The organism is Streptomyces sp. NRRL WC-3618 (assembly GCF_001280005.1).
Taxonomy (GTDB): Bacteria; Actinomycetota; Actinomycetes; order Streptomycetales; family Streptomycetaceae; genus Streptomyces.
The window spans coordinates 57,319-69,106 of record NZ_LGDW01000281.1; the positions used below are offsets into that span (position 1 = coordinate 57,319).

Consider the following 11,788-nt stretch of genomic DNA (forward strand, 5'->3'; position numbering starts at 1 on the left):
CTGGTCAGTGCAAAAGATAGCCCGAACCTTCGATCGAGGCAAAAGACCAGGTGTCCGGCCTCTGTTGACCTGGCGAATGTCCGCTGTAGTTGGCGAGCTGTACGTCGGTCGTCTCGGTGAGGTTGGCGAAGGTGGCGAACGTCATGCGCACCGGTTGCGCACCGCCACTTTCCAATGTCGGCCGAGGTGATCGCCGGAGACCTCGGCCTGGACCTCTGCGTCGTCGACCTCTCCTCGGTCGTCGACAAGTACATCGGGGAGACGGAGAAGAACCTGGAACGGATCTTCACCGAGGCGGCAGGGGTCAACGGCATCCTGCTCTTCGACGAGGCCGACGCGATCTTCGGCAAGCGCTCCGAGGCCAAGGCCTCCCATGACCGCAACGCGAACATGGAGAGCGCCTATCTGCTCCAGCGCATGGAGTCCTTCGACGGCATCGCCGTCCTGACGACCAACCTCCGCTCCAACCTCGACGAGGCGCTCATCCGCCGACTCGACGTCATCGTCGACTTCCCGGTGCCCGCGCCCTCACTCCGCCGCGCTCTCCGGGCCGTTCCACCAGCTCCGAGCCGGGATCCATCCCGACCACCGGCTCCCCGCCGCACGGGAGATGGCGCTCAGCACCCCGCAGCTGCAGCTCGGCCGCCTCCTGGCGTTCCTGGCGGCCCAGTTGGAGCGGGGCACACCCATGGACGGGAACTGCCTGTACCACGCCGTGCACCAGGCACAGGCGGCACCGCGAACCTGGCCTCGGCCGACGCACTTCGGCAACGGGTGGTGAATTGGGCGCTGGCCCCCGCGAACCTGCCGGTGGTCACGCAGTACGCGACGGAGAGAGGAGTCCGTGCCGACGATCTGATCGCCACGGTTGCCCAGAACGGCAACTGGACCGGCCGGGCAGGAGACCTGGTGCCATGCATGATCGCCGCGACCCTCGGGACCACCCTGGTGATCCACCAGGGCAGCGTGATCACAGAGCTGACGCCTCTCGTCGGCGGCTCCCACAGGGAGGTCCACATCGATCTGGAGGGCCAGCACTACAGCGTTCACCCCAGCGATACCGGCCACGGTTAGGCCCGCGCGCAAGCGGGACGCGACAGGACCGGCGTGTCCGCGCGGGGTGCCCGATCAGGCACCCCGCGCGTTCCCTCGCGCGGCGCGAGCGGCCTTACCCGGCGACCCGCCCGCGAATGACACTGCTTGCCTGCCCGCAGTCGTCCGAAGAGGAGCGCGAAGATGCCCATCTGTTGAAGACGGCCGGCTTCAGGCTGCGCGGCAACGCGCGGGTGCTGGCCGGCAGCCACCACCCGGACCGGCACGCCCAGTTCCGGCACTCAACGACACGGTGGCCGGAGCGAGCAGCACCACGCTGCCCTGGGAAGCCACCCTCAACCAGCCCGCCGCCGCGCGGCTCGCCGTCATGTCCGGATGCCCGCTGAACGGCTCAGGAAGGCGCTGCCCGCACTCTCCTGGGTGACCCCCGAGGCGTCGACGCTGCCCACAGAAGTCCCCACCGTCTGGATGCGCCAAGCTCACTCGCCCAACGCGGTCATCTGCCGCCAGTGCACCCTCCGTCGCGGCATCACAACCGAGGTCCGAGCGCACCTGGCCCTGCCCGACATCGTCTGTCACCACCACCACGTCTGGCAGACACCCGAGCCCTGGGACGTCTCAGCCGTCCCCGAGATCGAACGAGCACAACGGAACCTCCGCAAGCTCCGAAAGACCCGCGGCAGCCACATCATGGCCTGCTGCATCCGAGACGCCCGCTGGATCATCGGCGGCTGGGTTCACATCCCAAGCCGGGAACCGAAATTCGAAGATCTCTGGAAACACCGCCGCAGGAATCCAGATGGACCGGGCCCGCTGGCGGAACCCCAAAATCGCCGTGATCACTGAGACGGCGACACCGCGAACCGCTCAGTGATCACGGCGACCCCCAGCTCAGAAGACACCCCTCTCGCCGCCCTTGCTGAGGAAGAACACCAGGTCAGAACGGATTGTCAGTGGCATACCGCACGATGGGCCCATACGGCACCTCCCGTCGGGGCGTGCCGTCACACGACGACAGGAGGTTCGTCATGGCCAGCTCGAACGCAGCCGCCGCCCCACGGCGCCGCGCCCCCGGCCCTGCCCCCTCACCGACCGGGCCGGCGGGCGACGTGCACCCCGTGCTCCGCCGGGCCACGGCCCCGCCCGCCGCCCTCGACCTGCTCGCCCAGGCCCGTGCCGGACTCGACGAGGCGGCCGCCCTGGAAACCGCGAACGAGCGCTATGCCACCGCCCACCTCGCCGCCCTGCGCACCGCCGCCGCGGTGCTCGCCGCCCGGGGCCGCCCCGAAACCACCCCCAGGCGCCGGGCGCGCATCCGCAGCGCCTGGGAGGTGCTCCCCGAGATAGCGCCCGAACTCACCGAGTGGAGCGCGCTGTTCGCCGCCGGTGCCCCCCGCCGCGCCCGCGCCGAGGCCGGCATCCAGGGGGCGGCGGGCAGCCGCGACGCCGACGACCTGATCCGCGACGTGGCGATGTTCCTGCGCCTCGTCGAGCGGATGCTGGTCCTCCAGCCGGTGCTGCCCCAGCCACGCCCCGACCCGGACACGCCTTCGGAGACGGTCCGGGAGAGGGTCCGGGAGGTCCCTGACGCGGGCTGAGACGGATGTCCGGGTCTGTCACCGGAGGCAATAGGGTGGTGGCGAAGTCGCAGCCTTTCCGCAGCCCACCGGGGCCGGGAGGGCACCCCGTTCGCTCCGCCGTACAAGTGGCGGCGCCGCGCCGAGGAGTCACCTGCCGTGTCGAACCCGACTCGCCCCCGCGCTTCTCTCCGTACCGCAGTGGTCTGGGAGGTCCTCCAGGACGCCCTGGAACGCCGCGTGAAAGCCACGGGGCGCGAGTCGCTGGACGTCCTCGACACCGGCGGCGGCAGCGGCAACTTCGCGGTGCCCGTCGCCCGCCTCGGCCACCGCGTCACCGTGGTCGACCCGAGCCCCAACGCGCTGTTCGCGCTGGAGCGTCGGGCCGCCGAGGCCGACGTCGCCGACCGCGTCCGGGGCGTCCAGGGGGATGCGCACGGCCTCTTCGACGTGGTCGAGCGCGGCGCGTACGACGCGGTGCTCTGCCACGGCGTCCTCGAGTACGTGGACGACCCCGCCGAGGGCGTCCGCAACGCGGTGGCCGCCCTGCGCGCCGAGGGCGTCCTCAGCCTGCTCGCCGCCGGACTCGGCGGTGCCGTGCTCGCGCGGGCCCTCGCCGGGCACTTCAAGGAGGCCAGGCGGGCGCTCGACGACCCGAACGGCCGCTGGGGCGAGAGCGACCCCGTGCCCCACCGTTTCACCGCCGACCAGCTCACCGCGCTGGTCGAGGCCGCCGGCCTGCGCGTGGGCGCCGTGCACGGCGTACGGATCTTCGCCGACCTGGTGCCCGGCGTCCTCGTGGACACCGAACCCGGCGCCCTGGACGCGCTGCTGAAGCTGGAGGCCGCGGCCGCCGAGCAGGCCGCGTTCCACTCCGTGGCCACCCAACTTCATGTGCTCGGCGAGACGCCGGTGGCCGCCGAGGCCTGAGTCACCTCCGGCGGCGGAGCGCTGATCAGGCGCTCGGCCGCAGATGGAGTACGCCACAGGCCACCCGATCGGCCGCCCGGAGCCGTATGATCGAGGGAGACCGCTCGGCATGGCGGCCCGGTGGCTGGGGAATGAACGCCTCAGTGAACCGGACGGCCATGGCGGATTCCGGTTGCCGATTGGCGCAGAGGGGCGGGTTTCACGGGGGCGATTCCCTGCCTATCCTGAAGGTGACCCCCGGTCGCCCCCGGCGACTGCACGATGAGGAGGACTCCGTGCCGCTCTCGGAGCACGAGCAGCGAATGCTCGAGCAGATGGAGCGAGCGCTGTACGCCGAAGATCCCAAGTTCGCGACAGCGCTTGAGGGAAGCGGGCTGCGCACGTACACCCGGCGACGGGTCTACCAGGCGGTCGCGGGCTTCCTCGTAGGTATCGCGCTCCTCATGACCGGCGTGGCCGCACAGCAGATCTGGGTCAGCGTGGTGGGGTTCCTCGTCATGCTGGGCTGTGCGGTATTGGCCGTGACAGGCTGGCGCAAGGCCCCCAAGCCGGGTGAACAGCCCGCCGCGGGTGCCACGCCCGGAGCTCCGCACGCACGCCGTCAGGGCCGGCAGCGGCGCTCGATGATGCACCGCATCGAGGAGCGCTGGCAGCGCCGCCGCGATGAGCAGCAGGGTGGTCAGTAGCCCTCAGCCCTTCGGGCCGCAGTTGCCCGAGTGGTGAACGCAGGATGTGAGACGGCGGTGGCCCGGAACCCTCAGAGGTTCCGGGCCACCGCCGTGTCCGGATTAGGCCGCCGTGCCGTCAGCTCTGCTGGCCCCACGGCTTGCGCAGGGCCGGCCTGGCCGCCAACGCCCGCTCGCCGAGCGCGGACCAGCGCGCCGACAGCGCCCAGATCACCCGTACGGCCGAACGCGGGACGAGTGTCGCGCGCAGCCGCGTGCCCCGGCCCGCCGTGGCGCGCAGGGCGTCGGACGCCAGCCGCACGTCCTCGGCGAGCCCAGCCGTCGGGCGGGGACTCGGCGCGTACAGGACCTGCTCCACGGCGTCCGCCACCCGGTGCACGGCGTCCGCCGCCGGTGGATCGAGAGCACCGAGGCGCACGATCCGGGCGGCTGCCTTGCGGGGCGTCTGGGACTCCTCCGGGCTGATGCCGAAGTCCCAGGCGGTGTCGGTCAGTTCCTGCCAGGCCGACAGCGTGTGGACCGCCACGTCGGCGTCGGCGCGGCCGTGTGCCCCGAGCCGCACGGCCCGCATCCGCAGCCGCCACAGCATCGGCAGCAGCAGAAGTGCCAGCGCGGCGAGCGCACCGAGCGTCCACCCCAGCGCTTCGGACCACCAGCCGCTGTCGTCGTCCTGGCCCAGCGTGGCCTGCGCGGACTCGCTCGCGCATCCACCGTCCATGCGCCGCTGCACCGCAGTGCAGGTCTCGCCGGCCGCAGCCGAGCCGGACGGCGCGGCGGATGCCCGCTGGGACGGCAGGTCCGGAGCGGGGACGGTGCTGCCGGGTGCCTGGGACTGCGTGTACTCGGGCACCGAACCACGGGTCGGGGTCGGCTCGAAACGGGTCCAGCCGACGCCCTCGAAGTACAGCTCCGGCCAGGCGTGCGCGTCACGCAGCCCCACCGAGACGGTGCCGTCCGGCTGCGGGGCGCCCGGCGCGAAGCCCACCGCGACCCGGGCCGGAATGCCCAGCGTGCGGGCCATCGAGGCCATCGCGAAGGAGAAGTGGACGCAGAAGCCCTGCTTGTCCCTCAGGAACCGCGCGATCGCGTTGGAGCCGCTGCCGACCTGAACCTGGGTGTCGTACCGGAAGCCGCCGCTCACCGCGAAGTAGTCCTGGAGCTTGACCGCCTGCTCGTAGGCGTTGACCGAACCGGCCGTGACCTCGCGCGCGGTACGCGCCACGATCGTCGGCAGCGACTCGGGGACCTGGGTGAACTCGCGCACCAGCGCCGGGTCCGGCTTCGCCGCCTCGGCGAGCTGCTGCGCGGTCGGCTGCACGTCCAGGCTCGTGACCGTGTACCGCGCGCCGCGCGTGTTCTGGCCGTGGTCACCCACAAGCGTGCGGCCCACCGGCTCGAAGCGCCAACTGCCGCCGATGTCCACCCCGGTCGCGGGATACGGCATCGGGAGCCAGTCCTGGGCGTACCAGTCGGCCGCCGCGATGGAGGTCGTGATCTCGGTGCGCCGTACGTCCGCCCGCAGGCCGATCGGCGTCGGGAACTTTTTGGGCACGTCCTGGATGTGCCGCTGGGACGGCTTCCACGCGGTGCCGTCGAAGGAGTCCAGCGAGACGATCCGCAGATACAGGTCCTGGGTGTCCTCGCCGCTGCTGCGCACGGACATGACCTGGCGGTCCTCGTTCACGTTCAGACTGTCGCGCAGCGACACCAGCGGGTTCACGGCGGAGATCGTGCCGCCGCCCCCGCTGCCCGAACCCACACCGCCCCCGGCGGCGCCCAGCAGCCCGCCGTCGAGCGACGGCAGCACCAGCGGCACCACCAGGGAGACACCCAGCGCGACCGCGCCGATCCGCCGTCCCGTGCGTACGGGCGCGATCGCGCCGCCGGTCGACTGTTCGCCCAGGGCGCGCGGCGCGCCGCCGAAGACCCGCCCCCACTGGGAGAGCCGGTCCCGGCCCTCGGCCAGGAGCAGCATCAGATAGCCGGCGGCGGCCAGCAGGAACCACACCCAGCCGCCCCCGCCGTCGGCCAGCCCGGCGGCGACCGAGTACAGCGCGAGGAGCGGCAGCCCGGCCGGAGCCGCGGCGCGGAACGTCACCGCGAGGGTGTCCACCATGAGCCCGATCAGCAGCGCACCGCCGACCAGCATCAGCCGTATACCGTCGGACAGCGGTGCCGGGATCGCGTACCGCCCCACGTCGTCCGCGCCGCTCTGCAGCAGCGCGCCGAAATGCTGGAAGGCGTCCGGGCCCGGGATCAGACCGAAGAACGCCTTTTCCCGGACGAAGAGCAGGGTCAGCAGGGCGAGGGAGACGAGGATCTGCGCCGCCACCGTCAGCGGCCAGGCCAGCGGCACCCGCCTGGCCCCCGCGCCGACGATCGTCTGCACGCCCAGCAGGAAGGCCACCTGGAGCAGCCAGCTCACGTCCCCGACCAGCGGCAGCAGGGCACACGCCGCCAGCATGGTGGCCACCCAGGCGCACAGCGCCAGTCGTGCGCGCCCGCTCATGACCGTCCCTCCCCGCCACTGAGGGCACCGAGACCGGAACGCTCCCGGTCGGCCTGACGCCACAGGTCACTCATCGGGGCCCCGCGCGGTACCCGCACCGCCGTCCAGCCCGCCTCGCGCAGCATGCGCAGCGACTCCTCGCCCGGGTCCTCGGGACCCGGCACATCGTTGGGTTCGCGCACCCAGGTCTCACTGTCCAGCACGAAGGCGACCGCCCCGCCGCTGCGCTGCCGCATCTTGGCGGCCACGGCGGCCTGCTGCTCGTCGAGGTCGCCGAAGAACGCCATCAGCAGCCCCTCACCGCCGGCGCGCAGCACGTCGTACGCGCGGGAGATGTCCGTGCCTTCCGAGTGGTCGATCACCGCGAGCGTGTCCATCATCAGTCCGGCCGCGTCCGCCGACTCCTGGCTGGCGCCCGCGAAACCCTCGCCGCCCTCGCCGGGCACGGAGTTGCCCGTATCGGTCAGCAGTCGTACGGAAAAGCCCCGTTCGAGCATGTGGACCAGGACGGACGCGGCGCCGGACACCGCCCACTCGAAGGCCGAGTCCGGGCCCGCGCCCAGATAGGCGATGCCCCGGGTGTCGAGGAGCACCGTGCAGCGGGCGCGCTGCGGCTGCTCTTCGCGGCGCACCATCAGCTCGCCGTAGCGGGCGGTGGAGCGCCAGTGCACGCGGCGCAGGTCGTCGCCGTAGCGGTACCCGCGCGGGATCACGTCGTCCTCGCCGGCCAGCGCCAGTGAGCGGTGCCGTCCCTCGCCGTATCCCTTGGCCTCGCCGGTCAGCCGGGCCGGCGGCAGGGTCTCCACGCGCGGGATCACCGTCAGGGTGTCGTACGTGGAGAAGGAGCGGGTCAGTTCGCACATGCCGAACGGGTCGGTCAGCCGCAGCTGGAGCGGGCCCAGCGGATAGCGGCCCCGCAGGTCGGACCGGACACGGTAGGACACCTCGCGGCGCCCGCCCGCCTCCACCCGGTCCAGGACGAAACGCGGGCGCGGACCGAGTACGTACGGCACCCGGTCCTGGAGCATCAGCAGGCCCGTGGGCAGCCGCGAGACGTTGTCCATCCGGAGATGGACGCGGGCCTCGGCGGCGGCGGGCACGCGCGCGGGGGAGAGCCGGCGGCTGCCGGCCACTCGGTAGCGCGTGCGGTACAGCACGGTCGCGCAGACCAGCGGGAGCACGGCGAGCAGTACGCCCACCCGGAGCAGATCGCTCTGCCCCAGGACGTACGCGCAGATGGCGGCGGCGACCCCGGCGGCCAGGAAGGAGCGTCCTCGGGTGGTGAGGCCGGCCAGCGCCGTACGCACCCCGCCCTTGTCGCCCTGGTCGTCCTCCGGGTGCCCCGGCGCCTCTGCGCTCATCCAAGCCTCCGCGGCGGCTGCTGGCCGAAGTCGGGCGCGGAGCGGCCCATGCCGAAGCCGCTCTGCTGCTGGGGCGCCGCCGGCACCGCGGTGCGCTGCAGGATCTCCTGGACGACCTGCTCGGAGGTGCGGCGGTTGAGCTGGGCCTGGGCGGTGGGCAGCAGCCGGTGGGACAGGACGGCCACGGCGAGGGCCTGGACGTCGTCCGGCAGCGCGTAGTCCCGGCCGCTCAGGGCGGCGGAGGCCTTCGCGGCGCGCAGCAGATGCAGCGTGGCGCGCGGCGAGGCGCCGAGTCTGAGATCGGGGTGCGTGCGCGTGGCGGCGACCAGGTCCACCGCGTACCGCCGGACCGACTGCGCCACGTGCACGTTGCGGACGGCCTCGACGAGCTTCACGATGTCGTGTGCGTGGGCCACCGGCTGGAGGTCGTCCAGCGGTGAGACGCCGCCGTGCACGTCCAGCATCTGGAGCTCGGCCTCCGCGCTCGGGTAGCCGATGGACACGCGGGCCATGAAGCGGTCGCGCTGGGCCTCCGGGAGCGGGTAGGTGCCCTCCATCTCGACCGGGTTCTGGGTGGCCACCACCATGAACGGGCTGGGCAGCTCGTAGGTCTGCCCGTCGATGGTGACCTGGCGTTCCTCCATGGATTCCAGAAGCGCGGACTGGGTCTTCGGCGAGGCACGGTTGATCTCGTCGCCGATCACGATCTGAGCGAAGATCGCCCCGGGTTTGAACTCGAAGTCGCGGCGCTGCTGGTCCCAGATGGACACCCCGGTGATGTCCGAGGGCAGCAGGTCCGGCGTGAACTGAATGCGCCGCACGGAACAGTCGATGGACTTGGCCAGCGTCTTCGCCAGCATGGTCTTGCCGACGCCGGGGACATCCTCGATCAGAAGATGTCCCTCGGCGAGCAGCACGGTCAGCGAAAGCCGTACGACCTCAGGCTTGCCCTCGATCACTCCCTCCACCGAACTGCGGACTCGCTCCACAGTGGCAGTCAGATCAGTGAGGCTCGCTCGATCGTCATAGGTCGTCACACGGCCCTCCTCGGCCCGTTCTTTCTCCGGGCCGACGGCTGCGATGCGGACCGGCCCACCCCGAAACACGGACACCACGCGGGAAGAGTTCCGCGTGACATCACACCCGCATTCTTGTTGCCGTTACCGGTTCGTGTCACTCGCCTGTGGATAACTGGCAGGGGTATGTCTGATTTTCAGGGCTTTTCAGCCCTGAAGTGAAGGGTAAATTTCGTAGAGACATACGTACGGATGCGCGATCCGGTTCGGTTATGCGGGATCGATCTCGCGAAGGAGGCCCGACTTCACGTCGAAGACGAAGCCGCGGACGTCGTTCGTGTGCAGCAGGAACGGGTTGGTGCGTACGCGCTGCATCGACTGGCGTACGTCCTGGTCGACGTCCCGGAAGGCCTCCACCGACCAGGCCGGGCGCTGTCCGACCTCGGCCTCCAGCTCCTGCCGGAAGTCCTCTGTGAGCGACTCCAGGCCGCAGCCCGTGTGGTGGATGAGGATGACGCTGCGGGTTCCGAGCGCCCGCTGGCTGATGGTCAGGGACCGGATCACGTCGTCGGTGACGGCGCCGCCCGCGTTGCGGATGGTGTGGCAGTCGCCGAGCTCCAGGCCGAGCGCGGCGTGCAGGTCGAGACGGGCGTCCATGCAGGCCACGACCGCCACCTGGAGTACCGGGCGGGCGTCCATCCCCGGGTCGGTGAAAGCGGCCGCGTACTGCTCGTTCGCCTCGACGAGACGGTCGATGACGGTGTTCTCGGTGGCGTTCTTGGTGGCTATGGCGCCTTCGGGTCCGGTGGGAACTGATGCGGAAGTCGTCATAAGCATGACGGTACTGGTCACGCCCCTTCCGGGCCCCTTGTGAGAGGGGACAAAGAACATCAATGAGCGTTGTTGTGAGGTAACCCACACGGGTGGTGGGAGTATGCCCGTACGGGTGATTGAGGCGGAATTGCGGCTTGCCGGGCAGGGTTCCACGACGCGCAGGCCGGTTGATTGACCGCGCGACACCGTGGACTAAAGTGACGCGAAGCGGGAGCCGAGACTCCCTGCTGGATTGAAATGATCCCCCGCGTGCGCGGCGCGTACGTACGGCTCGGCCTCCTCCCGCTCCCGGTCGGCTGACGCTTTTGGCGCCGGCGGACCCCCCTTCTCCGAGCGGCCGGGGATCCAGTGGTGCGTCACGGCCGGGCCCGACCTGAGAGAGCCCCTTGAGCCAGAGTCGACATGTCCCGGTGATGCTCCAGCGGTGCCTGGACCTGTTGGCCCCCGCCCTGGAGCGGCCCGGAGCGGTCGTCGTCGACTGCACCCTCGGCCTGGGCGGCCACAGCGAGGCACTGCTCGCCCGTTTCCCCGAGGTCCGGCTGGTCGCGCTCGACCGCGACAAGGAGGCACTGCGTCTCTCCGGGGAGCGGCTCGCCCCTTACGGCGAGCGGGCCGAGCTGGTGCACGCGGTGTACGACGAACTGCCCGACGTACTCGACCGGCTGGGCCTGCCGAAGGTCGACGGCGTCCTGTTCGACCTCGGCGTCTCCTCCATGCAACTCGACGAGGCCGACCGGGGGTTCGCCTACGCCCAGGATGCACCCCTCGACATGCGCATGGACCAGACGACCGGCATCAGCGCCGCCGAGGTCCTCAACACCTACCCGGCCGGTGAACTCGTCCGGATCCTGCGGGCGTACGGCGAGGAGAAGCAGGCCAAGCGGATCGTCTCCGCGGTCGTGCGCGAGCGCGACAAGGAGCCCTTCAGCAACAGCGCCCGACTTGTCGAACTGATCCGCGACTCCCTGCCGCAGGCCGCCAAGCGCACCGGCGGCAACCCCGCCAAGCGCACCTTCCAGGCGCTGCGCATCGAGGTCAACGGTGAACTGACCGTCCTGGAACGGGCCATCCCGGCCGCGGTCAAGGCGCTCGCCGTCGGCGGCCGGATCGCCGTCCTGTCGTACCACTCACTCGAAGACCGCCTGGTCAAGCAGGTGTTCGCGGCGGGCGCCGCCAACACGGCGCCCCCCGGGCTGCCGGTCGTGCCCGAGCGCTACCAGCCCCGGCTCAAGCTGCTCACCCGTGGTGCCGAACTTCCCACCGAGGAAGAGGTCGCCGAGAACCGGCGAGCCGCCCCGGCGCGACTGCGCGGGGCCCAGCGCATCAGGGAGGACGCCGAGTGAGACGTACGGAGCCGACGCGCGGGGAGGGGGAGTGAGCAGGAACCCCGAACCGAAGGGCCGTGCCGCCCGGCTCGCCGGGCTCTTCCCCGCGGGGCCGGGGCAGGCCCCCCGCACCCCCTTCGTCCTGCTCGTCGTCTTCCTGCTGGGCGGCGGACTCATCGGACTCCTCGTGCTGAACTCCGCGCTCAGCGAAGGCGGCTTCCGCCTCGACGACCTCCAGAAGGACACCAAGAGCCTCACCGACGAGGAACAGGCGCTCCAGCGGGACGTGGACGCCTACGCCGCGCCCGACGCCCTGCAGCGCCGGGCCAAACAACTCGGCATGGTGCCCGGCGGCGACCCGGCCTTCCTCAACCCCGACGGCACCGTCCGAGGTGTCCCGGAGGCGGCGCAGCAGGCGGCGCTCAGGATCCCGGCGCTGATCCCGCCCGTGGTGAACGCCCCCGCGCCGGCCCCCAGCCCGACGCCGCCCCCTGACC

At 71.4% G+C, this 11,788-nt stretch carries 10 protein-coding genes and 1 pseudogene; 6 read left to right on the forward strand and 5 right to left on the reverse strand.

All coding sequences use genetic code 11. The features are described 5' to 3' along the window. Nucleotides 1–4 precede the first annotated feature (4 nt). Entirely contained in the window at nucleotides 5–145 is a 141-nt protein-coding gene (locus ADL01_RS44830) for a hypothetical protein (RefSeq protein ID WP_159049597.1), read from the reverse strand. 29 nt (nucleotides 146–174) lie between these two features. On the opposite strand from ADL01_RS44830, the pseudogene ADL01_RS22970 reads away from it, so the two are divergent. The 4 genes and pseudogenes from ADL01_RS22970 to ADL01_RS22985 all read left to right on the forward strand — a co-directional run. After that, nucleotides 175–546, forward strand: a pseudogene (locus ADL01_RS22970) (ATP-binding protein); the annotation flags it as partial. A gap of 1,535 nt (nucleotides 547–2,081) precedes the next feature. Further along, on the forward strand, nucleotides 2,082–2,651 hold the full coding sequence (locus ADL01_RS22975; RefSeq protein ID WP_053743912.1) for an SAV_6107 family HEPN domain-containing protein: 570 nt from the start codon (nucleotides 2,082–2,084) through the stop codon (nucleotides 2,649–2,651). A 138-nt stretch (nucleotides 2,652–2,789) separates the two neighbouring features. Further along, entirely contained in the window at nucleotides 2,790–3,560 is a 771-nt protein-coding gene (locus tag ADL01_RS22980; RefSeq protein ID WP_053743913.1) for a methyltransferase, read from the forward strand. Nucleotides 3,561–3,835: 275 nt separating this feature from the next. Then, nucleotides 3,836–4,246 carry a DUF3040 domain-containing protein gene (locus ADL01_RS22985; RefSeq protein ID WP_053743926.1) on the forward strand — a complete coding sequence of 137 codons (411 nt, stop codon included), beginning with the start codon at nucleotides 3,836–3,838 and terminating at the stop codon, nucleotides 4,244–4,246. Between the two features lie 118 nt (nucleotides 4,247–4,364). Here the strand turns inward: ADL01_RS22985 and ADL01_RS22990 are convergent, their stop codons facing one another. The 4 genes from ADL01_RS22990 to ADL01_RS23005 form a co-directional block, all read right to left on the reverse strand. Continuing rightward, on the reverse strand, nucleotides 4,365–6,755 hold the full coding sequence (locus tag ADL01_RS22990; RefSeq protein WP_053743914.1) for a transglutaminase TgpA family protein: 2,391 nt from the start codon (nucleotides 6,753–6,755) through the stop codon (nucleotides 4,365–4,367). Beyond that, complete coding sequence (locus ADL01_RS22995; RefSeq protein WP_053743915.1) at nucleotides 6,752–8,116, reverse strand: DUF58 domain-containing protein; 1,365 nt, start codon at nucleotides 8,114–8,116, stop codon at nucleotides 6,752–6,754. Before ADL01_RS22995 ends, ADL01_RS22990 begins: the two co-directional genes overlap by 4 nt. Beyond that, nucleotides 8,113–9,153 carry an AAA family ATPase gene (locus ADL01_RS23000; protein ID WP_053743927.1) on the reverse strand — a complete coding sequence of 347 codons (1,041 nt, stop codon included), beginning with the start codon at nucleotides 9,151–9,153 and terminating at the stop codon, nucleotides 8,113–8,115. The genes ADL01_RS22995 and ADL01_RS23000 overlap by 4 nt, the downstream gene beginning before the upstream one ends. A gap of 249 nt (nucleotides 9,154–9,402) precedes the next feature. After that, nucleotides 9,403–9,963: a beta-class carbonic anhydrase gene (locus ADL01_RS23005; RefSeq protein ID WP_053743916.1), complete on the reverse strand. Its 561-nt coding sequence runs from the start codon at nucleotides 9,961–9,963 to the stop codon at nucleotides 9,403–9,405. Nucleotides 9,964–10,352: 389 nt separating this feature from the next. Here ADL01_RS23005 and rsmH point away from each other — a divergent pair, with 389 nt between their 5' ends. Both rsmH and ADL01_RS23015 read left to right on the forward strand, forming a co-directional pair. Further along, nucleotides 10,353–11,309 (forward strand): 16S rRNA (cytosine(1402)-N(4))-methyltransferase RsmH, encoded by a 957-nt coding sequence (gene rsmH / locus ADL01_RS23010; RefSeq protein WP_078960695.1) that lies wholly within the window; start codon nucleotides 10,353–10,355, stop codon nucleotides 11,307–11,309. A gap of 31 nt (nucleotides 11,310–11,340) precedes the next feature. Further along, the coding region (locus ADL01_RS23015) for a hypothetical protein (RefSeq protein WP_053743918.1) at nucleotides 11,341–11,788 on the forward strand (448 nt) is incomplete at its 3' end.